We start from the raw sequence: 25002 nt of genomic DNA on the forward strand, positions 1-25002 counted from the left end.
GGAGCGCGCGCGTGCACCGCCCCTCTCCACCCCGAGTACGCCCCGCCACGGTGGGCGGTCGAACCCAGACGGAAAAGGAACGATTCCATGAACTCCCCGCTCACCGAGGACAACGGCCTGTGGATCCGCAGGTTCCACCCGCGTCCCGACAGCCGCGCCCGGCTGGTCTGCCTGCCCCACGCGGGCGGCTCCGCCAGCTTCTTCTTCCCCGTGTCGCGGTCCCTGCCCGACAGCGTCGACGTGCTGTGCGTGCAGTACCCCGGCCGCCAGGACCGCCGCAGCGAACCGCTCCTGGACTCCGTACCGGCGCTCGCCGACAAGGTCTACGAGGCCCTCCTGCCCTGGACCGACCGGCCCATCGCCCTGTTCGGCCACAGCATGGGCGCCTCCCTCGCCTACGAGGTCGCCCGGCGGCTGGAGCAGGAACGGGACATCGTGCCCACCGCCCTCATCGCCTCCGGCCGCCGCGCCCCGTCCACGCACCGCGACGAGACCGTCCACCTGCGCGACGACGACGGCCTCGTCGCCGAGATGCGAGGCCTCAGCGGCACCAACCCCCAGCTGCTGGGCGACGAGGAAGTGCTGCGCATGATCCTCCCGGCCATCCGGGCGGACTACCGCGCGGCCGAGACCTACACCTGGGAACCCGGGCCGCCCCTGCGCTGCCCCGTGACCTGCCTCGTCGGCGACGACGACCCGAAGGTCACCGTGGAGGAGGCCGCCGCCTGGTCCCAGCACACCGACGGCCCCTTCACGTTGAAGGTCTTCCCCGGCGGCCACTTCTTCCTGGCCCAGCACCAGACCGAGATCGTCCGCCTGATGGCCTCCCACCTGGAGGTGCCCGACCGGCCTGTTCACCCGTGACATCCAGCCGGCCGCGTACTGATCGACGTGACCCCGCGCAGGGACGTGGCGCCCGCCTGCGGGGATGGCGGTGCGGAGTGTGACACCGCCGGACTCTCGTGCGCTGTAAGGGATGGACCCAGGACCGTAGGTTTCGTGGTGCTCGCTCGTCCCCTTGTGAGCGGGCAGTCGCGTCCCACGGGCAGGCAGGTACGTCCCCCCGTCGTCCGCCTGCCCCGTACGCGACCCCGGCGAGGGCCGTCCGGCCGGGCAGGGGCCCGGTCGGACGGCTCCTTGCAGCCGAACGGCTGACCGCCGGGCCCGGGTCTGCTGGGAGCAGGAACGTCGTGACGATCGAGGTGTGTGTGCAGGGGCTGCTGGCGGACCGCTATCAGTTGCAGGAACGGCTGGGGCGCGGCGCGATGGGGGAGGTGTGGCGGGCCGCGGACCGACTCCTCGGGCGTCCCGTGGCGGTCAAGCTGCTGCGTGCCGAGGAAGCCGCGGACGCCGAGCGCTTTCGCCTGGAGGCACGGACCGCAGGCCGGCTCAACCACCCCAACGTGGTGGGCATGTACGATTTCGGTTCCCACCATGACCAGCTCTTCCTGGTCATGGAACTCGTCGACGGCTGGAGCCTCGCCCAGGACCGGTCCCTGCGCGGTGTCCTCAAACCGCAAGACGCGGCAGCCATCGCCGCCCAGACTGCCGCCGGTCTGGCCGCGGCGCACCGGCAGGGAGTGATCCACCGGGATGTGAAGCCCGCCAACGTCATGCTGACCGGCGACCGCATCGCGAAGATCGCCGACTTCGGGATCGCACGCTTTGCCGATGAGGCGGCCGGCACCCTGACCGCCACCGGAAGGATTCTCGGCACCGCCGACTACCTTGCCCCCGAACGCGCCCTCGGCCGCCCCGCCCAGCCCGCGTCCGACGTCTACTCCCTCGGCTGCGTGCTGTACGAACTGCTCACCGGCAGACCCCCGTTCCGCGGTGCGACCTCGCTGGACGTGGTGCGGCAGCACGTCGACGCCACCCCGCCACCGCCCGCCCGACTGTGCCCCGGGATGTCGCGGCAACTCTCCGACTACGTACTACGTCTGCTCGCCAAGGACCCGGCCCTCCGGCCCACAGCGGAGCAGGCCGCCGACTGGCTCGCCGCATGCCACCGGACCCCGCATCTGACCCCGCCGGGCAGCACTACCACCACGCCTGTCCCGCTCGCCGCTCCCGGCCCGCAGACCCGTGCATCCAGGAGTGCGGCGCACTCCCGTCCGCGAGGCCGCCGCAAACTGGTCACCCGAGCCACCCTCGGCGGCATGGGCCTGGCCCTCTTCGTCGCCGCGGCAGCCCTGGGCGCGTCGATGAACTCCGGCGATCACACCCCCTCGCCGCCGTCTTCTCCCGTCCCGGCAACGGTCGCCTCCATACCCGCAACCCTGACACCGTCCACGACCGCACCTTCTGCCGCTCCGACCGTCAGGACACCGTCCGGGCGGGAACACGGTGACGACCAGGACCACGAAGGCAACGACAAGAACGGCGCTGGAAGAGGCGAAGGACGGCACTCCCGCCACTGAGCCGCTGCCGGACAGGGCGCCCGCGTCTGGAGGGCCGGTCGACGACCAGCCGCGTTTCGAGCCCAGCGCGTGGCGTATGCGGCAAGGGGTCGTAGTGCCGTCAGGCCCGGTTGATCCTGGCGGCGATCCCGTGACCGATCAGCAAATACATGACGGCCGGGAGGCCATAATCGAGGACGACCCGTAGTCCTTCTGTGTCCATCGTGAAAATGTCCTGCGACCACCAGGCCAGCCAGTCCGCCGTTCCGTGCACGAATTTCACGAAAACATTCGCCTGGTTCGCATCGAGTAGAAACAACAAGATCCACAGACCCAGCAGGGCCGCCGCGATGTCGGCGACCGTGCACACCGTCAGAGCCGTGCGCCGCCCGGTGGCATGGCGGCGCACCGGGCGGCCGGGGTCCGTGGGCCGGCTGTACGTCTGGTATCCGGAAGCAGGGTCGGTATTGCTCACAAGGGACTCCGATCTGACGAGTTGCGACGACCCGGCAGGCCCGCGCACAGGGTTCCTGGGATGTCGACGCCTGAACCGCCCCGGGCCCGGTGGCGGCTCTCTGCGTTGACTCCGGCCGCCTGTCGGGGCGGACCCCTCGGCCTGCGACTTCAAGTTGGCGGAGGCCGATCCTCTTCCGTGACGTGAGGACAACTGACGGAAGCTGCGGGCAAGTTCGGTGTCGGTCGACCGTCGAGACCGCTTCTTCAGCGACATCGCGGTGCATGTAGGCTCGGTCTTGATCAACCGTCTCGTGGTTTGGAGGAAGTACCCATGACGAAGGCCCCGTTCGTCGCCATGTCAGCCGGAACCGCGGCGCTGGGGACCGCACTCGGTTCCTTCGCACTCCAGTTGCGCGCTGAAGGCTACGAGCAGTACGTCGAATCCGTAGCCACCTTCAGCGTCCTGATGTACGTCACCGCGGCCCTGGTCGTGGTGACATGGGTCCGAGACGCCAGGTCGCACTCGAACTGAGTCGACGCGTCGTACGCAGGCGCGTTCGGTGACGTCTTGAACGCGTCGGGCTCGCACGGTAGTGCGGATGATCTTTCGTTGAGTAGTGTGAACCTCCGGATACCGGGCAACCGTCCGCGCTGCCGTTGAGACTCCGCACTTGACCACGTGGCGGCTGCCGCGCCCGAGGACGTCCGTGCGGCGAGGGCGCGCAGCGCGACGGGGCGAGAAAGCGAGTCAGAACACATGCAACCGACCTTCGTACTGGTTCACGGCGCCTTCGCGAACTCCTTCTGCTTCGCGCCGCTCCAGGCCGAACTGGGCCTCCTCGGACACCGTTCGGTCGCCGTCGACCTGCCGGGCCACGGATTCGGGGCCACCTACCCGCGCGCCTACCAGACACCGCAGGACCTCGAAGCCCTCGCCACCGCGCCCGGCTCCATCAAGGGCGTCACGCTCGCCGACAACGCCGCGCATCTGATCGGGATCCTGGAGCGGGCCAAGGAGAACGGGCCGGTGATCCTCGTCGCGCACAGCCGCGGCGGCATCACGGCCACCGCCGCTGCCAACGCACGGCCGGACCTGATCGACCGCATCGTCTATGTCTCGGCCTGGTGCCCGGTCGATCTCGACGTCAACGACTACTACGCCGAGCCGGAGATGGCCACGGTCGACGCTGCGGCCCTGGCGACGGCATTGGCCGGGAACCCGGCCGAACTCGGCCTGCTGCGCGTCAACTTCCGCACCGCGGATCCGGGCGCTCTCGCCGCGTTCAAGGCGGCCTTCCTCGCCGATGGCACCGACGAGGAGTTCCTGGCCCTCCTGAACACCTTCCAGCCCGACGAGAACCTGGACGTCGGCACCTCCGCCGACCGGGCGCAGGCCGCGACCTGGGGCCGCATCCCGAAGACCTTCGTGCGTCTGACCGACGACGCGAGCCTGCCGCTCGCCCTCCAGGACCGGCTGATCCGCGAGGGCAACGCGCTGACGCCGGACAACCCGTACGACGTGCGCACCCTCGAGGGCAGCCACCTGAAGTGGCTGATCGACCCGGCACCGGCGGCCCGAGTCCTGGGTGAACTCGCCGCGCTCGTGACTCAGTCTGTCCGGTCATGACCGGAGCCGGCTGAGGAGTGCGGCGGCGGTGACGCTGTCCGGCGTGCAACGGGAGCGGCCGAGCGCCTCTCCCGGCCCACCCCCTGCGTCAACAGGCGTTCCGTCCGAGGACTCGTACGGCCCGGTGGATGGCTGTCGGCAGACGCGAGAACATCGATCACAGGCCGGCAGCGGCGCCTGCCGCTGAGCCCGGATACGAAGACCTCGACCAGCGCGTTCAGCCGGGACGGACACCTCCTGGCGGTAGGTGATGACAGCGGGACCATCCGGTTGTGGGAGGTGTCGGACAACCGGCTGACCGGCACACCAGGCGTCATCCACTCTCCCGCGTACGGCGGCAGCACCCTGTCATTCGGCCCCGACGGACGCACCATCGCCTTCGTCACCCCTGGCGACATCGGCCTGTCCACGGGCCCCAGCAGCGAGCACGGCCATGTGGCAGTGTGGGACGTCAGCAATCCACACTTCCCGCTTCCGCAGGGCGGCCTCGCGTACCAGACCGATGCGAACGGCTTCGGCGTCGCCTTCAGTCCTACCGGGGATTTCCTCGTCACCACTGTCTCCAAGACGGTGGACGTCTGGAGCAGTGACCCGGAGGACGGCGTGCGAAGCCTGTGTGCGGCGGTGGGAGACGCCATCACTCCGGACGAGTGGGCGCATGACATCCCACACGAGCCGTACACCCCGCCCTGCACGGAGCCCCGTACGTCGAGAGGATTCTTGGAACCCGCGGGACGACGTCGCTCCGCACCTGTGGGCGACCCGGGCCGGCGGGCCTCGCCTGTGTCCGGGGGAACCGCGGGGCGCGGCGCGCTGACGGGGACGACCAACACGGTCCACGCGGCGGCTCACGGCGCCGGTGACCGCCCGCCATGTGCGCAGCGCGATCGGGCGACGGCGTCCCTTGCCGGCCGCGGGTCAGATGACGCCGCGGATCGCCGCCTCGAACCCGGCCACGTGGTCCGCGGCGAGGTCAGCTGCCTTCTCCGCGTCGCCGTCGATGATGGCGCGCAGCAGGGGTCCGTGCTCATGGACGTGGCCCGCCAGGCCCGGCAGCCGGTCGAGGAACAGGCACCAGATCCGCGTCGCCAGGTTGTCGTACCTGATCAGGGTGTCCTCAAGGTAGGGGTTGCGGGTCGCGGCGTAGATGGCGCGGTGCACGGCCATGTCGAGTCGGATCAGGGCCGTGCCCCCGTCGGACGCGTCCGCCAGCTGTACCAGCAACCGGTCGAGGTCTGCTCGGTCACCGTCGCCGGCGCGCCGGGCCGCCATGCTCGCGGCGAGAGGCTCCAGCTGCTTGCGGACCTCTGAGATGTGTCCGAGGTCGGCGATCTGCACCTCGGTGGCGAAGGTCCCGCGCCGGGGATAGGAGACGATCAGGCGCTCGTGCTCCAGCCGCTTGAGGGCCTCCCGGACGGGGGTCCGTCCGAAGCCGAGTTCGGCGGCGATCCGCTCGTCGTTGACGGGCTCTCCGGGACGGATCCGCAGGGTCACCAGACGGTCCGAGATGGAGCGATAGGCCTGGTCGGCCAGCGTTCCACCGCCCTGGCCGGTGACGGTCGACGCAGTCACCCGAAACCCTCCCTTGACGTGACCCGATCCGTCCTCTTAGCGTAGCGCAGCAGCACATTGATATATCAGTCATCTTTCAGTCGCTCCGCAGGGAGTTCGCATGACTGCCCACACCCCCGACCAGCGAGCGGCCCGGTCCGCGGTGCTCAGCGCTCGGCTCCACGACTTCGACCCGGACATCGCCACGGCGATCGACGCGGAGCTGGCCCGGCAGCGCGGCACACTGGAGATGATCGCGAGCGAGAACTTCGCGCCGCTCGCGGTCATGCAGGCCCAGGGCTCGGTACTGACCAACAAGTACGCCGAGGGCTACCCCGGGCGCCGTTACTACGGCGGCTGCGAGCACGTCGACGCCATCGAGCAGCTCGCCATCGACCGCGTCAAGGATCTGTTCGGAGCAGAGGCCGCCAACGTGCAGCCCCACTCCGGCGCGCAGGCCAACGCGGCCGTCATGGCCGCGCTGCTGCAGCCCGGCGACACGATCCTGGGCCTGGACCTGGCCCACGGCGGCCACCTCACCCACGGCATGCGGATCAACTTCTCCGGGCGCCTGTACAAGGTCGCGGCCTATCAGGTCGGCGAACACGACCACCGCATCGACATGGAACGGGTCCGCAAACTCGCCCACGAGCACCGGCCGAAGCTGATCGTCGCCGGCTGGTCGGCCTATCCCCGCCACCTCGACTTCGCCGAGTTCCGCCGCATCGCGGACGAGGTCGGCGCCTACCTGATGGTCGACATGGCCCACTTCGCGGGCCTGGTCGCGGCCGGTCTGCACCCCTCGCCGGTCCCGCACGCCCACGTGGTGACCACCACCACCCACAAGACGCTCGGCGGTCCCCGCGGCGGGGTGATCCTGTCCACCGCCGAACTCGCCAAGAAGATCAACTCGTCGGTCTTCCCGGGCCAGCAGGGCGGCCCCCTGGAACACGTCATCGCGGCGAAGGCGGTGGCGTTCAAGATGGCCGCCCAACCGGAGTTCGCGGACCGTCAGCGCCGCACCCTGGAAGGAGCGGCGATCCTGGCTGGGCGGCTGCTGGCCGAGGACACGAAGGCCGCCGGAGTCAGCGTGCTGACCGGGGGCACGGACGTGCACCTCGTCCTGGTGGACCTGCGCCGTTCCGAACTGGACGGCCGGCAGGCCGAGGACCGGCTGCACCGGATCGGGATCACCGTCAACCGCAACGCCGTCCCCTTCGACCCGCGCCCGCCGATGGTCAGCTCCGGTGTCCGTATCGGCACCCCGGCCCTGGCCGCCCGCGGCTTCGGCGCGGAGGAGTTCACGGAGGTCGCCGACATCATCGCCACGGCTTTTCTGCCCGGCTTCGACGAGCAGGTGGCCGCCGCGCTCCGCCGACGCGTCCAGATCCTCACCGACCGCTTCCCGCTGTACCCCGTCGATCCGCAGCCCGCGGCCCAGGAGGCTGCCCAGTGATGCACCCGCGCGACCACGCTCCCGCCGCCCCCGGAGACGTCCTGCCGGACCACCCCGACTTCCTGTGGCGCAACCCCGACCCCAAGCCGTCCTACGACGTCGTCATCGTCGGCGGCGGCGGGCACGGTCTGGCCACCGCCTACTACCTGGCCAAGAACCACGGCATCACCAATGTCGCCGTCCTGGAGAAGGGCTGGCTCGCGGGCGGCAACATGGCCCGCAACACCACCATCATCCGCTCCAACTACCTGTGGGACGAGAGCTCCGGCATCTACGAGCACTCCCTGAAGCTCTGGGAGACCCTCGAGGAAGACCTCGACTACCCCATCCTCTTCAGCCAGCGCGGCGTACTCAACCTCGCCCACAGCCTGCAGGACATCCGCGACAGCAAGCGCCGTGTCTACGCCAACCAGCTCAACGGCATCGACGCCCAGTGGCTGGAGCCGGACGAGGTCGCCAAGGTCTGCCCCATCGTCAACATCTCGCCCGATGTGCGCTACCCGGTGCTCGGGGCCACCTACCAGCCCCGCGCGGGCATCGCGAAGCACGACTACGTCGCCTGGGGCTTCGCCCGCAGGGCCGACGACCACGGCATCGACCTGATCCAGGACTGCGAGGTCACCGGCCTCGACATCCGGGGCGGCCGGGTCCACGGTGTGCGGACCACGCGAGGCACCATCGTCGCCGGGAAGGTCGCGCTCGCCGCCGCCGGGCACTCCTCCGTGCTGGCCTCCATGGCCGGCCTGCGGCTGCCCCTGCAGAGCCATCCGCTGCAGGCCCTCGTCTCGGAGCTCCTCGAACCGGTGCACCCGACCGTCGTGATGTCGAACGCCGTACATGTGTATGTCTCCCAGGCCCACAAGGGCGAACTCGTCATGGGCGCCGGCATCGACAGCTACAACGGCTACGGACAGCGCGGCTCCTTCCACATCCTGGAACGCCAGATGGCCGCCGCACTGGAGCTCTTCCCCGTCTTCGCCCGCGCCCACATGCTGCGCACCTGGGCCGGCATCGTCGACGTCACCCCCGACGCCTCACCCATCGTCGGACTCACACCCGTCGAGAACCTGTACCTCAACTGCGGCTGGGGCACGGGCGGTTTCAAGGCCACCCCGGGCGTCGGCTGGGCTTACGCGCACACCATCGCCACCGGCGAGCCGCACCCCTACAACGCACCCTTCACCCTCGCCCGCTTCACCACCGGAGCCCTGGTCGACGAGCACGGCGCGGCCGCCGTCGCCCACTGACGCCCGCGCCGGCCAAGGAGGTTCACATGCAGCTCATAGCCTGCCCCTGGTGCGGTGAGCGCGAAGAGACCGAATTCCACTACGGCGGGCAGGCGCACGTCGCCTACCCCGACGACCCGTACGCGCTCGACGACGAGCAGTGGGCCCAGTACGTCTTCTTCCGCGACAACCCCAAGGGCCCGTTCGCCGAACGATGGGTGCACGCGGCCGGCTGCCGACGCTGGTTCAACGCCCTGCGCGACACCGTCACCCACGAGTTCCTCGCGGTCCACGACATCCGTGCCCGGCACCCCCGCACCCCGGGCGCCCGACCCGGTGCCGAGCAGCACACAGGCCAGGAGGCCGGCTGATGAACAACCCGTTCCGCGCCCCCGGTCACGGCCACGTCAACCGCGACACCGCCCTCTCCTTCAGCTTCGACGGCACCACCTACACCGGGCACCCCGGCGACACCCTCGCCTCGGCCCTGCTCGCCAACGGCGTGCACCACGTGGCCGACAGCATCAAGTACGGACGGCCGCGCGGGATCCTGGCCGCCGGATCCGAAGAGCCCAACGCCCTCGTGCAGATCGAAGCCCCCTTCCCCGAGCCCATGCTCACCGCCACCACCGTCGAGCTGTACGAGGGCCTCGTCGCACGGGGCCTGTCCGGCCAGGGCCGACTGAGCAGCCGACCGGATCCGGCCCGCTACGACAGCATGCACGCCCACTGCGACCTCCTGGTCGTCGGCGCGGGCCCGGCGGGACTGGCCGCCACACTGGCGGCTGCCCGCGCCGGAGCCCGCGTGATCCTCGTGGACGAACTCCCACGGCCCGGCGGGTCACTGCTCGGCACCCGGGAACTGCTCGACGGCGCACCGGCGACCGCGTGGGTCGGCGATGTCATCGCGGAGCTCGACGCCTGCGCCGACGTCCAGGTCCTGCAGCGCACCACTGCCTTCGGCCATTACGACGACGGACTCGTCCTGGCCCTGGAGAAGCGCACGGACCACCTCGGCGCCGCCGCCCCCGCCCACCTCTCGCGGCAGCGGATCTGGCGCATCCGCGCCAAGCAGGTCGTATACGCCACCGGCGCCCACGAACGCCCGGTCGCCTTCGACAACAACGACCGTCCCGGCATCATGCTGGCCGGTTCGGCGCGCACCTACCTCAACCGCTTCGGTGTCCTCCCCGGGCGCCGGGCCGTCGTGTTCACCACCAACGACAGCGCCTATCCGGCAGCACTCGAACTGGCCGGGGCGGGCGTGCGGATCGCAGCGGTGATCGACGCCCGCGACCAGGTGCCGGCGCACTGGCGCACGGCCTGCGACGAACGAGGCATCGAGGTACGCGCGGGCCACGCCGTCACCGGCACCAGCGGCCCCGAGCACGTCTCCCGTGCCCACGTCGCCGCCTTCAGCCAGGGACGCCTCGGCGAGAGACAGGGCATCGACTGCGATCTGCTGCTGGTCTCCGGCGGCTGGAACCCCGCCGTGGCCCTGTTCAGCCAGGCCCGCGGCACCCTGCGCTACGACGCCGGGACCGGTGCCTTCGTCCCCGCGCACGCGCCGAACCGTGTCCGTACGGCGGGATCAGCCAGCGGGACTTTCACCCTGTCCGGCTGTCTGGCCGACGGCGTGGACGCCGCTCACCGGGCTCTGTCGGCCACCGGCAGGACCGGCCCGGTGATCGCCCTGCCGACCACAGCCCCGCTCCCGGACGCAGCGCCCACCCGGGTCCTGTGGCGGGTTCCGAGCCCGCAGGACGGTCAGGACGGAGCGCAGCAGTTCGTCGACCTGCAGCGCGACGCCCTCGTGTCCGACGTACTGCGGGCGACCGGGGCGGGCCTGCGGTCGGTGGAACACGTCAAGCGGTACACCACGATCGGTACCGCCCACGACCAGGGCCGCACGTCCGGCGTGATGACCTCGGGCATCGTCGCCGAGGCGCTCGGGGTGGACGTCGCCGACCTCGGCACCATGCGCCTGCGTCCGCCCGCCGTGCCGGTGTCCTTCGCCGCCCTCGCGGGCCGCAACCGCGGGGAACTGTTCGATCCGGTCCGGGTGACCGCACTGCACCCCTGGCACGTCGAGCACGGCGCCCTGTTCGAGGACGTCGGCCAGTGGAAGCGCCCCTGGTACTACCCCCAGCCGGGCGAGACCATCGAGGACGCCGTACTGCGCGAGTGCCGGGCCGCCCGCACCGGCGTCGCCGTGATGGACGCCTCCACGCTCGGCAAGATCAATGTGCAGGGCCCGGACGCCGGCGTACTGCTGGACCGGCTCTACACGAACATGATGAGCACCCTCAAGGTGGGCCGGATCCGCTACGGCGTGATGTGCGGCGTGGACGGCATGGCCCTCGACGACGGCACCGTCATCCGCGTGGCCGAGCAGGAGTTCCTGCTGACCACGACCACCGGCAACGCCGCCAAGGTCCTCGAATGGATGGAGGAGTGGCTGCAGACGGAGTGGCCGGACCTGCGCGTGCACCTCACCTCCGTCACCGAACACTGGGCGACGATCCCCCTGGTCGGCCCCCGCTCCCGCGACGTACTGGCCCTGGTGGCTCCCGGTCTGGACGTCGGCAACGACGCCTTCCCCTTCATGTCCTGGCAGGACGCCACGGTCGCCGGGGTGCCGGCGCGCGTGTGCCGCATCAGCTTCTCCGGTGAACTCGCCTACGAGATCAACGTGCCCGCCTGGTACGGCATCACGGTGTGGAAGTCCCTCCTCGCGGCCGGCAGCGCGTTCGGGATCACCCCGTACGGCACCGAGACGATGCACGTACTGCGCGCCGAGAAGGCCTACCCCATCATCGGGCAGGACACCGACGGCACCATCACCCCGCAGGACCTGGGGATGTCCTGGGTCGTGTCCGAGAAGAAGCCGGACTTCATCGGCAAGCGGTCCTTCACCCGTGCGGAGAACCAGCGCAGCGACCGCAAGCAGCTGGTGGGCCTGCTGCCGGCCGACGAGCGGGTCCTGCTGCCCGAAGGCGCCCAGATCATCGCCACCAGCAACGTCCCGGAGCCGCCGGTACCCATGCTGGGCCACGTCACCTCCAGCTACCGCAGCGCCGCGTTGCGGCGGACGTTCGCGCTGGCTCTGGTGCGCTCGGGAACCGAACGCATCGGTGAAACCCTCTACGTCCCGCTGGACGGCCGCACCGTCCCGGTGACCGTGACCGACCCTGTGCTCTTCGACAAGGAGGGAACCCGCCGTGACGGTTGAGACCCCCGCTCGCCTCAGCCCCCTGTCCGAGTGGCAGGACAGTTTCGCGCAGCTGCCGACCGGTTTGCACGTGCGGGAACTGCCCTTCCTGACGCAGCTCAGCCTGCGGGTGGAACCCGGAAGCGCTGCGGCGAAGGCCGTCGAAGCCTGCCTGGACACCACGTTGCCGGGTCCCGTGCGCGCCGCGATGTCGGGCGACGTCAAGGTGCTGTGGATGGGCCCGGACGAATGGCTGCTCATGGCTCCCGACGGCCGGCAGCAGGACCTGCTCGCGCAGCTGCGGTCGGCCGTCGGGGACGACGACTTCGCCACCGTCACCGACGTCTCCGCGCAACGCACCACCCTGGCCCTGTCCGGGCACCTCGTCCGCCGGGTACTGGCCCAGGGCTGTGCCATCGATCTCGATCCGCGGGTGACCCCCGTCGGCTCCTGCCCGACCACGCTGCTGGCGCAGGCCCCGGTCACCCTCGTGGTGCGCGGGGAAGGAGCGTCCAGCATCTGGTTGCTGGTCCGCGCGTCGTTCGCGCCCTACCTGGCCACCTGGCTGCTCGACGCCTGCACGGAATACCGGGGAAGCACCGGATGAGCATCAGCGCCTTCGCGATGAAGGACAGGTACCGGGCGACCGCCCGCGGCGGTCTCGCCCTCGACGTCGTGGAGTGCTGAGGAGCCCCCATGAAGACTGAATTCGTCCTCACCCTCAGCTGCCCAGAGCGCCCCGGCATCCTCCATGCCGTGACGTCGTTTCTCCTCCGGCACGGGTGCGACATCACCGAGCATCAGCAGTTCGACGACACCGATCACGGCATGGTGTTCTCGCGCACCAGCTTCGCCGCCCCCGACGCCGGGACCGCCCTGGGCCGGCTGCGGGACACCTTCGCGCCCGTGGCCGCCGAGTTCGGCATGGAATGGCGGCTCAGGGACGCCGCCCGCAAACCGCGCGTCCTGGTGATGGTGTCGAAGTTCGACCACTGCCTGGCCGATCTGCTCTACCGCTGGCGCAGCGACGTTCTGGACGCCGAGATCGTCCTGGTGGTCTCCAACCATCCCGACCTGCAGCCGCTGGCCGCGGCAGAGGGCGTGCCGTTCGAGCACATACCAGTGGCGGCCGGCTCCAAGTCCCGGGCAGAAGCCCGGCTGTTGGCCCTGGTCGAGGAACACCGCGTCGATCTCGTCGTCCTCGCCCGCTACATGCAGGTCCTCTCGGACGACCTGTGCAAGCGGCTGGAAGGCCGGGCCATCAACATCCACCACTCCTTCCTGCCGAGCTTCGCCGGAGCCAAGCCGTACCACCAAGCCCACCGCCGCGGAGTGAAACTCGTCGGCGCGACCGCCCACTACGTCACCGCCGATCTGGACGAAGGACCGATCATCGAGCAGGAAATCATCCGCGTCGATCACCGTGCCGGCCCCGGCCGGCTCGTCACCGTCGGCCGCGACGCCGAGCGCCTGGCACTGGCCCGCGCGGTCAACTGGCACTGCCAGGGCCGCGTCCTGATCCACGGCAACCGGACCGTGGTGTTCAGCTGACACTCACACCTCCGTGCGCCGGCTCTGGAGCCGCCCCGCCTGACCACGCCGTCAGGCAGCCTGGTGCTGGAAGGCGCGGCGATGCGCCGTGGGCGTGATGCCGAGGGTGTCACGGAATCGGGCGCGCAGATTGGCGCCGCTGCCGGGACCGCACCGGGTGGCGATCTGTTCCACCGTGAGGTCCGGGGCCTCCAGGAGTTCTCGCGCACGGTCGACGCGGGCGGTCACGAGCCATCGGTGTCACCGGTCTCCTGGCGCCACAGGCGGGTGAGGGCGCGCGGCGAGACGCCGGCGCGGTCGGCGAGTTCGGGAATGGTGAGGCCTTCTTCGAGGCGGCGCAGGGTCCACTCACGGGTGTCGGCGAGCGTCCCTTCGGTGGATGGCAGGGACGGTCCTTCCGCAGCCGCGATACGGGGCGGTTGTCCAGCGGTTGATGTCCGGCGTCCACGTCCCGGCGCCGGACAACCCGTGCCAGCTAGACATGGGCCGGTGCAACCGCGCCATGGCTAGAGGGAGGAAAGCATGAGAGCTGCGAAACGACTGGCTCTGCTTCTGGCGACCACCGCGCTCGCGGTCGGCGGCAGCTTCACGGGTTCACCGGCGGTCGCCGCGGCACCGCTGCTCAAGACCGATCCGAACTCCTCTGGAGGATTCATGTCCGCTTCACGCCGCACCCCCAGGTTCCTCACCGCGACGGCCGTCGCGGTTCTCCTCTCCGTCGCCGGGATCGACGCCGCCGCCCCCGCGAGCGCGACGACCGGCACCGGTTCGAGGACCATTTCCGTGCGGTCCGCAGGGTTCTACGCCGGCGGGGTCTGGGACATCTACCAGAGCAACGCCTTCTTGACGGTCAAACTGTCGCAGGACGACAGCGGGAACCTCTACGGCCCCGCCGTCCAGGGCGACATGGTCGGCACCCTCCTGAACGGCGCCGTGGACGGCCAGAACATCTACTTCACCATCAGTTGGTCGAACGGGGCCGTGGGCCGCTACACCGGGGTCCGGGGCGTGGACGGGCGTCTGTCCGGGACCACGTTCGACCTGAACAACCCGGCCAGTCAGGCGACCTGGGTCACCAAGCGCACGTTCTGACCGAACGGCAGAAGACCCCCACGGTGACGGGACACGCGCCGCGGGGGTCTTCGCGTCGAACCGTCGCTTCGCGGAGCTGGTCGACCACTCGCGCAAGACACGCGAGGACGTGCAGGAGATCGAGCGGTATGCCCCGGCGCCGTCGGTGTACAGGTCCGCACAGATCAGAAGCCGGCAGGCCACCGAGCGGGAGGAAGCGCCGGCCGGCCCCGGCGGGCTCCTCCGGGCGTGCCCGGGTGCCGGCGAGGCGGTGGGAGCCGGTGCCGGTTTCGCGTCCCGGCCCGCCGAACCCGGATCGCCGGTGTGCACCCAGTCGGCGCAGGTCGACGGTGCCCAGGCAGAGCTTCAGCCGCCGGTCCACATCGCCGCACCGGCTGGGGCGTGCCCGGCGGATCGGTGCCGACCGACCGGGCACGCCCCAGTACGACAGATGCGCACTACGGTGAGTGACCACTACCGTCCTGGGCGTCGGTCGTCAGGCACCCTGATCGGTTTTGCCACGATGCCAGTGCGCCCGGCGTCACTGCGTTTGCGAGTCGGCGGGAGGCGCGGAGTGCCGCGTCGGCGTTCCCGCGGAGGACGCGTCGGGCCAGTAGGTGCCGAGGGGCTGTCCTGTCCGCATCACCCCTTCGAGCTGGCGGCGTATGCCCTCGGCGGCGTCACGCACTCGCGCGGGCACGTCACCGCGCTCGGCGACGAGCTTGTGGTAGATCGGGGCGTCTTGGAACACGTGGCACGAGACCTTTCCGTCGTTGATGTCACTCCGCATCGCAGCTGATGAGTGTAGGGGTCGGACGGGGGCGCCACGGCCACACTGCGTACCGCGCGCGGACACACGGGTCACGTCGTTCCGGGCGGTGCCGGTCGGATAGTGGTCGGCCACCTACAAAGGATAGAAAGGGAGTATGCGTGGAGTTTCGGGTCAATCCGGGCGTGATGTGCCTCGTGCGTCCAGGAGGACTCATCGGCCCGATCGGTCCGGTCAGGAAGGACCCGATCGTTCCCGTCAGGGAGGAGAGGACCGGCGGTCGGGTTCGCTGCTGAGCGTGCACAGCCTCGCCGGCCAGGTCTTCCTGCTGCAGCTGGCGGTCGTGATGCTGCTCGTCGCGGCCACCCTGGTGGCGCTCGTGGCACAGGCACGCAGCGATGTCATGGCGGACGCCCGGCAGCGGACGCTCACCACGGCGCAGACGTTCGCGAACTCCCCGGGAATCGTGGCGGCCCTGAAAAGCGCGCACCCGACCGCCGTGTTGCAGCCGCACGCCGAGGCGGCCCGGAAGGCCGCGGGCGTCGACGCCATCATCGTGTACGGGCTGAACGGGGTCACCCTCACCCACAGCGACCCGCACCAGATCGGCAAACACGTCATCGGGCCCTACGCCAAGGCGGCGACCGGCAAGCCGTTCACGAGTACCTTCCAGGGGTCCCTGGGGCTCTCCGTGATCTCGGCGGTTCCCGTCAGGGGGCCTGACGGCTCGGTCGTCGGCATCGTCTCCGTGCCCGTCACGGTCGAGACGGTGCAGCACCGGGTGAACCGGCAGCTGCCGGTCCTCTTCGGCGGCGCCGCCGCGGCCCTGCTCGTCGCGGCGGGCGGGTCGGGCATGGTCAGTCGGCGGTTGCGGCGCCAGACCCATGGCCTGGGGGCGACCGAGATGACCCGTATGTACGAGCACCACGACGCGGTGTTGCACGCGGTGCGGGAAGGAGTGCTGATCGTCGGCGGTGACGGTCGGCTGCTGCTGGTCAACGACGAGGCACGGCGCCTGCTGGACCTGCCGGCGGACGCGGACGGGCGACATGTCACCGAGGTGGGACTGGGGGAGGACCTCGCCGGGCTGCTGGCCTCCGACCAACCGGCCACCGACGAGGTGCACCTGGCGGGTGACCGGCTGCTCGCGGTCAACAAGCGGCTCACCGCACCTCACGGGCCGGTCGGCAGCGTGGTGACGCTCCGGGACACCACAGAGCTCCGGGCCCTCTCCGGCCGGGCCGAGGTGGCGCGGGAGCGGTTGAAGCTGCTCTACGACGCCGGACTGCGGATCGGCACCACGCTGGATGTGAAGCGCACAGCCGAGGAACTGGCCGAGGTGGCGGTGCCCCGGTTCGCCGACATCGTCACCGTCGAACTGCCGGAGCCGGTCCTGCGCGGCGAGGAGGCCCCCGGCACGACCGCCGTGATCACCGAGTTGCGCCGCAGCGCCGTCGCCGGTCTGGACGCGGACGATCTCGACCATCCCGTCGGCGGGCTGATCCGGTTCGCCCCGGCCCACCCCGTGGCCGTTGCGATGGCCGAGGGCCGGCAGGTCCTGATCGGGGACCTGAGCGCCTCTGACGGCTGGAGGACCCAGCACCCCGAACACACCGGGTGGATCCTCGACCACCGTATCCACTCCCTGCTCGTGGTTCCGCTGCGGGCCCGCGGCGTGGTGCTGGGAGTGGTCGACTTCTGGCGTGCGAAGGGCTCCCCGCCGTTCGAGGAAGAGGATGCGTCCTTCGCCGAGGAGCTGGCCGCCCGGGCAGCGGTGTGCATCGACAACGCCCGCCGCTACACCCGCGAACACGCCATGGCCGTCACGCTGCAGCACAGCCTGCTGCCCCGCGGGCTGCCCGAGCAGTACGCCCTCGATGTGGCCTACCGTTACCTGCCGGCCCAGGCAGGGGTGGGTGGGGACTGGTTCGACGTGATCCCGCTGTCCGGCACCCGGGTGGCGCTGGTCGTGGGCGATGTCGTCGGCCACGGTCTGCACGCCGCGGCGACCATGGGCCGGCTGCGCACCGCCGTGCACAACTTCGCCAGCCTGGACATGCCCGTGGAGGAACTGCTGACCCGGCTGGACGAACTGGTGGCCCAGATCGACGCCGAAGAGGCCGCGGCGGAGGGCGGGCAGGGCATGATCACCGGGGCGACCTGCCAGTACGCCGTGTACGACCCCACCTCCGGACAGCTGGCTCTCGCCACCGCCGGTCATCCGGGACCGGCGGTGGTCCGGCCCGACGGGACCGTCGACTTCCCTCAGCTGCCGGTCTCCCCGCCCCTGGGGCTCGGCGCCGGCCTGCCGGTCGAGACCGCCGAGCTCATCGTGCCCGAGGATTCCCGGCTGGTGCTCTACACCGACGGACTGATCGAGGACCGTACCCGAGACCTGGACGCCGGTCTGGAGGCGCTGCGCGAGGCTCTGACAGGACCCGGGCGCACACCGGACGCCACCTGCGCGGCGGTGATGGACGCCATGCTGTCCGACCGGCCCAGGGACGACATCGCCCTGCTGGTGGCCCGCACGTGCCGACTCGGGCCGGACCAGATCGCCGAGTGGGACGTGCCCCGTGACCCGGCTGCGGTGGCTCCGGTGCGCACCGCCTGTGCCCGCCGGCTGACGGAGTGGGGCCTGGAGGAGGTGGCCTTCACCGCCGAACTCATCCTCAGCGAACTGATCACCAACGCCATCCGCTACGGCGCCGAACCCATCGCCGTCCGGCTGCTCCGCACGGTGCCGATCAGCGGCTCCGCCGCCGGCACCCTGATCTTCGAAGTCTCCGACGGCAGCAGCACCTCGCCCCGTCTGCGCCGGGCGAAAGTCACCGACGAGGGTGGCCGCGGACTCTTCCTGGTCGCCCGGTCGGCTGAACGCTGGGGGACCCGCTACACCCCCACCGGCAAGGTCATCTGGGCGGAACAGTCCCTCGACCACGCCGCCGCGCCGGAGGTGGAGGGACTCGACGAGGTCCTGCTCGGCCAATGGGACGACACAGCACTCTGAGGACGCGTGTACGGGCCCTTCCAGCACGGCCGTGCACAGCGTATGCGGCTTCCCGCGCGGGATTCCGTCGTCGAGACGGCCGGGTACCCTGACGTCGACGACGATTTCGCCGACGCGTGGACCCCGGCCCGCGAGAGCGACCGGGACTCCAGACCGCCATGGCGGCATCGGGTGTTCCTCCGGTGGCCGTGCCCTGCAACCAGCACATGTCCCCCGGTGACAACCTCATCCCCACGCCTGGAGCAGTCGTGACCACATCCCGTGCCCGAGCAGCGGCCGCCCTCGGCTGCTTCGCTCTCGCGGCACTGGGACCGAGCGCCTGCGAGAACACGCCGACCGCCAGGCTCGCGAAGCCGTCGGTGGCCACCTCCGCCGAGAACATGGGCGGCATGCGCGCGCTGATCGCCGCGGCGCGACGGGAGGGCACGCTCCGAGCGATCGCCCTGCCGCGCGACTGGGCCAACTACGGCGGCCTGATCGACGGCTTCGAGAAGAAGTACGGCGTCAAGGTCACGGTCGAGAATCCGCTGGGCCACAGCGGGGACGAGATCGACACCCTGCGCAAGAGGGGGAACGGGCCGACCGCCCCCGACGTGATCGACGTGGGCGACACGTTCGCGCGGAGCGCGGCGGCGCAGAACCTGCTCGCGCCGTACAAGGTCGCCGCCTACGACTCGATCCCCGACAACCAGAAGGATCCCCGGGCCCGCTGGTCCAACAACTACGGGGGCTACATCTCCATCGGCTGCGACGCCAACCGGGTCAAGCCCTGCCCGGACACCTTCGCCGACCTGCTGAAGCCCGTCTACAGGGGCAAGGTCGCACTCGAGGGCGACCCGCCCCGGTCTGCTACCGCCTTCGCCAGCGTCTACGCGGCCGCCCTGGCGAACAACGGGTCGTTCGCCGACATCCGCCCCGGTCTCGACTTCTTCGCCAAGCTCAACGAGGTCGGCAACCTCAACCCGCTCAGGTCCAACCTGGCGACGGTCGCGGACGGCCGGACACCCATCAGCATCAACTGGGACTACATCAACCTGCACTACGCCGACCAGCTCCGCCGCCACGGCGTGAACTGGCAGGTCGCGATCCCCTTCGACGGCAGCTTCGCCCAGTACTTCGCGCTGGCGGTCAACAAGAGGGCCCCGCACCCGGCTGCTGCCCGCCTGTGGCAGGAGTACCTCTTCAGTCCACAGGGCCAGAACCTCCGGCTGCGCGGCTACGCCCGCCCGGTCCTGATGGACGTCATGAAGCAGGACGGCACCCTGGACAAGGCCGCCGCCGCACGGCTGCCGACGGTGGAGGGAACGCCCCAGTTCCCGACGGACGCGCAACTGGAGAAGGCGAGGGAGACGGTCGCCCAGGGCTGGGCGAAGGCCACCGCCGGGCCGGCGGGGCCGCGGGGCGGGACGGCGGACGCCCAACCCGGCACACCGTCCTGAGGACAGCGGTGAGCGGCCTTGTCGAGGCCGGATCCCGCAGCCGCGTGATGATTCGGCGTCGCCGTGCGCTCCTTCTGGCATGAGTGCGTACCTCCGTCTGCGCGCGGTTCCGCCCCCGGCGCTGCGCAACAGCACAACCTGGCTGGAACGACAGTTCGAAGAGGGTCTGGAGGCCGTCCGGCACCCGGGCGACCGGCACCGCGGGGAACTGCTGGACGAGCGCTATCTGGACCAGGAGCGCATCTACGCCGGCGCTCTCCCGCATCGCTCCGAGGACCGGCCCCAAGCCCAGGTGGTGCTGGGCGGGCGGCCGGTGTTCCGTCCCGACCGGCACGAGCCGCGGCTCCTGGTGCTGACGGCTGCCCAGGCCCGCCGGGTGGCCGGTTTCCTGAGCACCGCCGACTTCGACACGCTGTGGGTCTTCGCCCGCGAGGCACTGCTGCCGCGCTACGGCGGCGCGACTGCGGAGCCCGAGACACGGGCCGCGTTCGCCGCGACCCACAACGGCTTGAGGGCGTTCTACACACAGACGGCGCAGTACGGTGACGCGGTGGTGAAGCGGCTGCCGACCTGAGGCGTGACGGCGTGGGGCTGCCTGCCGACCGGTCTGCGGACTCCATGGCCCCTGGCTCTGTTCAACTTCCTTCCGGTGCGGCAGGAGCGAGTGCCGGCTGTGCGCGCTCGGCGGCGCTGGGAGCTGTCAGGGCGAGTCGCCGGTGGACGCGGCGGAGCATGGAGCGGGCCATGAAGGGATGGACGCGCTTGACTCCGGCCAAGTACAGCCGGCCGCGCCAGTTGTGGATGCGTACGACCGTGCTGAGCGTGACGTCACAGTCGTCGACGAGGATCGAGGCACGGAAGTCGAGGTGGCCGGCGTCCTCACCCAGCAGTGTCTCGCCGCCCTCGCGGCCCACGACCGGGAAGGGCGCTCCGCGCAGGACACCACGCCAGGACTCCGGGTCCCGGGGCATCCCGGGACGCATCGTCATCCGCCACGCGTCGCTGTAGTGGATCCGCTCGAAGGCGCCCCGGGCCAGGCGCGCGCCCGCCGGGAGGTCGCCGGCTGCCGCTCTGTCCCACATGAGCCGGTGGAGCAGCCGGACCCAGGGCGACCAGCGAACGGGGGCGGTTGCCGTACCGGTGGCGGCCCTTTCGGCGTTGTCGAAGACCTCCTCGACGACTGTGTCGTGCATCCAGCGCACCGCCAGGGCCCAGCCCAGCGCCATCGGGCCGCGACGTTCCAGCTCCAGGGTGTGCCGCAGGCGGCAGCGCTCCTGCCCCAGCGGTTCGATGACGAACTCGTGGTGGCCGCTCGCGGGCGGGTGGAAGTCGAAGCGGACGCGGCGGCCGGGTTCGTACGCGGTGACGCGGTAGCGGACGAAGCCGTGGCCGCCGTCCGCGCCGACACCCAGGGGCCGGTCGAAGCGCATCGGGGGCCAGGCCGGCGCGGGCCAGATCGGGTCGTCGGGCGAGGACAGGCGGTCGAGCAAGGCCCCGACGGCTGGGGCGGGTGCCTCGATGGTGCGCTGGTGGACGTTGCGGATCGTGCGGAACCTGCGCATAGCGCTCCTCCATACGCTGTCGTATGTTGTGGACCATACGGTAGCGTATGGCCATGGAGCAACGGCGTGACGAGGTCGCCCACGAGGGTGGCCGCAAGCGGCTGACGGCGCAGGACTGGGCGGACGCGGCCCTGTCGGCCATGGGTGAGGGCGGCCTCACGGCGGTCGCCATCGAGCCGCTCGCCGTTCGTCTGGGCACCACCAAAGGCAGCTTCTACTGGCATTTCGCCAACCGTGAGTCGCTGATCGAGGCCGCGCTCGACCGCTGGGAAGAGAAGTCCACCGAGGCGATCATCACCGGTCTCGCGGCCGAGCCGGATCCGGCGAAGCGGCTGCGCAGGCTCTTCTCCGAGGCGTCCGCACGCGCCGCCCACGACCCGCTGGAGGTTTCCCTGCCGGCCTCGGTCGGGCACCCCCGGGTCGCCGCCGTACTGCGCCGGGTGACGGAGCGTCGGGTCGGATACCTGGCGCAACTCTTCGTCGAACTGGGCTTCCCCCCGGACCAGGCACGCCGCCGCGCGTTGCTGGCGTACACCGGCTACCTCGGGCACACACAGCTCACGCACGCGGTGCCGGAGACACTTCCGGCCGGCGAGGACGGCAGGCGCTACCTGGACTCGGTGCTCGACACACTGCTGACGGCCGCCCCGGAGTCGTAGCGCTCCTCCGGCCCGAGCGCCGGTCTCACGGCCGCCCGCGCCTCAGCCCCGCGCTCCCACCCCCCTGCCGGCACCGCCTCCGGCGCCTCACACGGCTGTCAGCCCGCCGTCCACCACCAGGCTCTGCCCGGTGATGTACGAGGCGCGGTCGGAGAGGAGGAAGGTGACGGCTTCGGCCACCTCCCAGGCGGTGCCCTGGCGGCCGAGCGGTACACGGCTGAACGAGGCGGAGCGCGACGCCCGCCCGGCCGAGGCCTCGCGGCCCATCGGAGTGTCGATCAGGCCCGGGACGACCTGGTTGGCGCGGATCCCGCGCGGCGCACCCTCCTTGGCGACATGGCGGGTGAGCCCGAACAGGCCGGCCTTGGAACTGTCGTAGGCGGGTGAGCCGGTGGCCGCGCGCAGTCCGGCCACGGAACCCACGAAGACGATCGAGCCTCCGTCGGCGAGTGCGGGCAGTCCGTGCTGGGCGGCGAGGAAGGGGGCCCTCAGGTTGAGCGAGAGCACGTGTTCCCACTGCTGGGGTGAGGTGTCCGCCAGGCCCGCGCCGAGACCGATGCCGACGTTGACCACGATCGCGTCGAGTGCGCCGAGTCCGTGGAGGGCCTCGGCGACCATGGCCGAGGACTGGCCGGGATCGGTGGCGTCGCCGACCACGGGGAGACCACGGACGCCCTCCTCACCGACCAGCGCGGCGGTGGTCGCCGCAGCGGAGGGGGAGACGTCGGCGCAGGCCACGGACGCGCCCTCGCGGGCGGCGAGCACAGCCACCGCCCGCCCGTTGCCCACCGGGGCCCTGGGATCGTCGCTGGGGCGGGTACCCGCGCCGATGACCAGTACGTTCCTGCCGGCCAGGAGGCCGACCGGGTGGGTCGCGGGGTGCCGGGGCTCAGACATCGCCGTCCACCCCTCGCGCCGCGTCCGCGCCGGCTCCGGTGGGCGCGGGCAGGGTTTCGGTGTCGTAGCCGGACTCGAGGCGGGTACCGGCGGAGTTCAGGAAGAACGCGACCATGTGGTATTGGCCGACGAGCATGGTGATCTCGATCAGCTGTGCCTCGTCGTGGGTCGCCGCGAGTGCGGCCCAGGTGGTCGCGGACAGGCGTGCGTCGCGGTGCAGTTCGTCGGCGGCTCGCAGCAGAAGGGCGTCCGCCGGCGTCCACCCCTGGGCGTCCGGACCCGCGCCGACGCGCACGATCTCCTCGTCGCTGACCCCCGCGGCCCGGGCCAGCGGTACATGCCGCCCCCATTCGTATCCGGCCCGGGTGTTGCACGCGGTACGCAGGATGAGCAGTTCCCTGGTCCGGCCCGGAAGACGGCCGTCGCGCAGCAGATGGCTGCCGAACGGCAGGAAGTGCCGGAAGAGGCCGGGGTGCCGCACCAAGGTGGTGAAGACGCGGGGGACGCGGCCGTCGGCGTCCCGGGCGATCGGGGCGAGCAGCTCCCGGGTGGGCGCGTCCCAGCCGTCCTCGGGCAGGGGCGCGAGGCGCGGACCGGTGTCCGTGGCGGCGTCCCGGAAACGGTGATGATGTTCGTCGGTCATGGCGTTCTCCGCACGGTCCGTCGGGGTTGGGCGGTAGCACAAGGGCGGAGCCGAGGCCGATCGGCGCGCCTTGGTGCTTGCGCCCCGGTGGACTCCTCCCGCCGCCTGCCACTGTGCTGTCGGCGGCGGGAGGTTGTCGACGGCTGTCCGGCCAAGGCGGGAGGCCCTCGTATTGTTCGGTTGCACAACGGCCGTATCCGAGGGGCGGAGGTGGGTCCATGCCCGGACAGCCGGGCGCGGCGGCGCCACTCGAACGGGTCATCGCCGCGATGGCCGCGCAGCAGCGGCAGGTGGGCGCACGGTTGCACGTGGATCTGACGGACCGCATACCGTCCTACCGCGCGGTCCCGCGGGAACTCCTGGAGCAGATCTGGCATCGGCACTTCCAGCGGGCTCTGACCGTGCTGCGAGAGGGGACGGTGCCCGCGCCGGAGGACTTCGACGAAGCCGAAGTGGCCTGGGACCGGGTCGCCCGTGGCGTGCCGCTCAGCGACGGGCTCCGCGCCTTCCGCCGGGCGCTGAGCGCGATACGGGATCTGTTCATGGCCGAGGCGATCGGAATCGGTCTGGACACCGGCCTCGTCCTCGACCGCACCAGGGGCCTGTGGGAGCTGGCGGACGCCGCGAGCGTGCAGATCGCCGCCGTGCACCGGCAGGCGGAGGTCGCGTCCGCCCTGCTCGACGCCCGGCGCCGCGCCGACTTCCTGCGGGGACTGCTCCACGGGACGCTGAGCACGGCGGAGATCCACAGCGGTGCGGCGATCTACGGTCTGGATCTCTCGCGGCCGTACCGGGCCCTCAGAGCCGTCCCCGACGGCGACGTCGGTCCGGACACGCTGCAACGCTTCCTGGAGTCCCTCGGCCGCGGGAACGGCCGGGGTGCGCTGCTCACCGTGCTGGACGAGGCGGTCGCCGGAGTCGTCGAGGCCAAGCCTGAGGCCGGTGACCTGGAGGTGACGGCCGGGCTCGGTCCGCCGACCGACCTGACCGTGGTGCACCGCTCCTTCCGTGCCGCCGGCAGGCTCCTGGAAGCCGCCCGTGCGTACGGTCTGCGCGGCGTGTACGACCTGGGCGACCTGTCCTGGCGGGTGGCCGTCGTCGCCGAACCGGAACTGTGCGCGTTGCTGCTCGACCGCTATCTGCGCCCCCTGGAGGCGGAGGGGGAGTTCGGTGCGCTCATCGAGGAGTCGGTGCGGAAATACCTGGACACGGGGCGGCACATCCGTGAAGTCGCCCGCAGCTCACACCTCCATGTCAACACCGTCCGCTACCGGCTGCGTCGTTTCGAGGAGCTGACCGGAACCAGCCTGGACGCTCCCGACACCGCGGTGGAGCTCAGCTGGGCACTGGCGGCGCGTCAGCTGGGGACACCTCCACGAGGCCCGGCCGGACCTGCTCGGTGAGCGGACCGTCGTGCCTGCCGCGCCCCCTCGTGCCCGCCACGCCGTGCCATGCGGCAGGCGGGACCGCCGCGG

The 25002-nt window shown here is 71.1% G+C and carries 23 protein-coding genes and 1 pseudogene; 17 read left to right on the forward strand and 7 right to left on the reverse strand.

The window, feature by feature from the left end; translation table 11 throughout:
- Positions 1-87: 87 nt before the first annotated feature.
- The gene (locus ACWC94_RS33180; RefSeq protein ID WP_450801012.1) at positions 88-864 is read left to right on the forward strand and encodes a thioesterase II family protein; all 777 of its coding nucleotides are present in this window, start codon (positions 88-90) and stop codon (positions 862-864) included.
- A gap of 326 nt (positions 865-1190) precedes the next feature.
- Positions 1191-2420: a serine/threonine-protein kinase gene (locus tag ACWC94_RS33185; RefSeq protein WP_450801013.1), complete on the forward strand. Its 1230-nt coding sequence runs from the start codon at positions 1191-1193 to the stop codon at positions 2418-2420.
- 100 nt (positions 2421-2520) lie between these two features.
- On the opposite strand, the gene ACWC94_RS33190 is transcribed toward ACWC94_RS33185, so the two are convergent.
- Positions 2521-2874 (reverse strand): hypothetical protein, encoded by a 354-nt coding sequence (locus ACWC94_RS33190; RefSeq protein ID WP_450801014.1) that lies wholly within the window; start codon positions 2872-2874, stop codon positions 2521-2523.
- 312 nt (positions 2875-3186) lie between these two features.
- Between ACWC94_RS33190 and ACWC94_RS33195 the strand changes: the two genes are divergently transcribed.
- From ACWC94_RS33195 to ACWC94_RS33205, 3 genes and pseudogenes are all read left to right on the forward strand, one after another.
- Positions 3187-3387: an SCO3870 family protein gene (locus ACWC94_RS33195; RefSeq protein WP_450801015.1), complete on the forward strand. Its 201-nt coding sequence runs from the start codon at positions 3187-3189 to the stop codon at positions 3385-3387.
- A 225-nt stretch (positions 3388-3612) separates the two neighbouring features.
- Positions 3613-4482: an alpha/beta fold hydrolase gene (locus tag ACWC94_RS33200; RefSeq protein ID WP_450801016.1), complete on the forward strand. Its 870-nt coding sequence runs from the start codon at positions 3613-3615 to the stop codon at positions 4480-4482.
- 183 nt (positions 4483-4665) lie between these two features.
- Positions 4666-4755, forward strand: a pseudogene (locus tag ACWC94_RS33205) (hypothetical protein); the annotation flags it as partial.
- A 645-nt stretch (positions 4756-5400) separates the two neighbouring features.
- Here ACWC94_RS33205 and ACWC94_RS33210 read toward each other — a convergent pair.
- Positions 5401-6054, reverse strand: a complete 654-nt coding sequence (locus ACWC94_RS33210; protein ID WP_450801017.1) for a GntR family transcriptional regulator — start codon at positions 6052-6054, stop codon at positions 5401-5403.
- Positions 6055-6154: 100 nt separating this feature from the next.
- On the opposite strand from ACWC94_RS33210, the gene glyA reads away from it, so the two are divergent.
- The 6 genes from glyA (at position 6155) to purU (ending at position 13477) form a co-directional block, all read left to right on the forward strand.
- Positions 6155-7489 carry a serine hydroxymethyltransferase gene (gene glyA, locus ACWC94_RS33215; protein WP_450801018.1) on the forward strand — a complete coding sequence of 445 codons (1335 nt, stop codon included), beginning with the start codon at positions 6155-6157 and terminating at the stop codon, positions 7487-7489.
- The gene (locus ACWC94_RS33220) at positions 7489-8736 is read left to right on the forward strand and encodes a sarcosine oxidase subunit beta family protein (RefSeq protein ID WP_450801019.1); all 1248 of its coding nucleotides are present in this window, start codon (positions 7489-7491) and stop codon (positions 8734-8736) included. Before glyA ends, ACWC94_RS33220 begins: the two co-directional genes overlap by 1 nt.
- Positions 8737-8762: 26 nt before the next feature.
- Positions 8763-9086, forward strand: a complete 324-nt coding sequence (locus tag ACWC94_RS33225) for a sarcosine oxidase subunit delta (RefSeq protein ID WP_450801020.1) — start codon at positions 8763-8765, stop codon at positions 9084-9086.
- On the forward strand, positions 9086-11947 hold the full coding sequence (locus ACWC94_RS33230) for a 2Fe-2S iron-sulfur cluster-binding protein (RefSeq protein ID WP_450801021.1): 2862 nt from the start codon (positions 9086-9088) through the stop codon (positions 11945-11947). Before ACWC94_RS33225 ends, ACWC94_RS33230 begins: the two co-directional genes overlap by 1 nt.
- Positions 11937-12533: a sarcosine oxidase subunit gamma gene (locus ACWC94_RS33235; protein ID WP_450801022.1), complete on the forward strand. Its 597-nt coding sequence runs from the start codon at positions 11937-11939 to the stop codon at positions 12531-12533. The genes ACWC94_RS33230 and ACWC94_RS33235 overlap by 11 nt, the downstream gene beginning before the upstream one ends.
- Positions 12534-12622: 89 nt before the next feature.
- Entirely contained in the window at positions 12623-13477 is an 855-nt protein-coding gene (gene purU / locus ACWC94_RS33240) for a formyltetrahydrofolate deformylase (protein ID WP_450801023.1), read from the forward strand.
- A gap of 51 nt (positions 13478-13528) precedes the next feature.
- On the opposite strand, the gene ACWC94_RS33245 is transcribed toward purU, so the two are convergent.
- Positions 13529-13705, reverse strand: a complete 177-nt coding sequence (locus ACWC94_RS33245; RefSeq protein ID WP_450801024.1) for a helix-turn-helix domain-containing protein — start codon at positions 13703-13705, stop codon at positions 13529-13531.
- 294 nt (positions 13706-13999) lie between these two features.
- On the opposite strand from ACWC94_RS33245, the gene ACWC94_RS33250 reads away from it, so the two are divergent.
- The gene (locus tag ACWC94_RS33250) at positions 14000-14569 is read left to right on the forward strand and encodes a hypothetical protein (protein ID WP_450801025.1); all 570 of its coding nucleotides are present in this window, start codon (positions 14000-14002) and stop codon (positions 14567-14569) included.
- 520 nt (positions 14570-15089) lie between these two features.
- Here the strand turns inward: ACWC94_RS33250 and ACWC94_RS33255 are convergent.
- Entirely contained in the window at positions 15090-15299 is a 210-nt protein-coding gene (locus tag ACWC94_RS33255; protein ID WP_450801026.1) for a hypothetical protein, read from the reverse strand.
- A 364-nt stretch (positions 15300-15663) separates the two neighbouring features.
- On the opposite strand from ACWC94_RS33255, the gene ACWC94_RS33260 reads away from it, so the two are divergent.
- The 3 genes from ACWC94_RS33260 to ACWC94_RS33270 all read left to right on the forward strand — a co-directional run bounded on the left by ACWC94_RS33260 (position 15664) and on the right by ACWC94_RS33270 (position 20340).
- On the forward strand, positions 15664-18327 hold the full coding sequence (locus ACWC94_RS33260) for a SpoIIE family protein phosphatase (protein WP_450801048.1): 2664 nt from the start codon (positions 15664-15666) through the stop codon (positions 18325-18327).
- A 248-nt stretch (positions 18328-18575) separates the two neighbouring features.
- Positions 18576-19766 (forward strand): ABC transporter substrate-binding protein, encoded by a 1191-nt coding sequence (locus ACWC94_RS33265; protein WP_450801027.1) that lies wholly within the window; start codon positions 18576-18578, stop codon positions 19764-19766.
- Between the two features lie 79 nt (positions 19767-19845).
- Positions 19846-20340 carry a DUF1877 family protein gene (locus ACWC94_RS33270; protein ID WP_450801028.1) on the forward strand — a complete coding sequence of 165 codons (495 nt, stop codon included), beginning with the start codon at positions 19846-19848 and terminating at the stop codon, positions 20338-20340.
- A gap of 61 nt (positions 20341-20401) precedes the next feature.
- Here the strand turns inward: ACWC94_RS33270 and ACWC94_RS33275 are convergent, their stop codons facing one another.
- The gene (locus ACWC94_RS33275; RefSeq protein ID WP_450801029.1) at positions 20402-21328 is read right to left on the reverse strand and encodes a DUF2867 domain-containing protein; all 927 of its coding nucleotides are present in this window, start codon (positions 21326-21328) and stop codon (positions 20402-20404) included.
- Between the two features lie 53 nt (positions 21329-21381).
- Here ACWC94_RS33275 and ACWC94_RS33280 point away from each other — a divergent pair, with 53 nt between their 5' ends.
- The gene (locus tag ACWC94_RS33280) at positions 21382-21987 is read left to right on the forward strand and encodes a TetR/AcrR family transcriptional regulator (RefSeq protein WP_450801030.1); all 606 of its coding nucleotides are present in this window, start codon (positions 21382-21384) and stop codon (positions 21985-21987) included.
- Positions 21988-22074: 87 nt separating this feature from the next.
- Here ACWC94_RS33280 and ACWC94_RS33285 read toward each other — a convergent pair whose 3' ends face one another.
- Both ACWC94_RS33285 and ACWC94_RS33290 read right to left on the reverse strand, forming a co-directional pair.
- Entirely contained in the window at positions 22075-22884 is an 810-nt protein-coding gene (locus ACWC94_RS33285; RefSeq protein ID WP_450801031.1) for an SDR family NAD(P)-dependent oxidoreductase, read from the reverse strand.
- Entirely contained in the window at positions 22877-23527 is a 651-nt protein-coding gene (locus ACWC94_RS33290; protein ID WP_450801032.1) for a carboxymuconolactone decarboxylase family protein, read from the reverse strand. The genes ACWC94_RS33285 and ACWC94_RS33290 overlap by 8 nt, the downstream gene beginning before the upstream one ends.
- 218 nt (positions 23528-23745) lie before the next feature.
- Between ACWC94_RS33290 and ACWC94_RS33295 the strand changes: the two genes are divergently transcribed.
- A complete protein-coding gene (locus ACWC94_RS33295; RefSeq protein ID WP_450801033.1) occupies positions 23746-24930 on the forward strand; it encodes a PucR family transcriptional regulator in 1185 nt (394 codons plus the stop codon).
- The last annotated feature ends 72 nt before the right edge of the window (positions 24931-25002 follow it).

This window comes from Streptomyces sp. NPDC001135 (assembly GCF_053598395.1).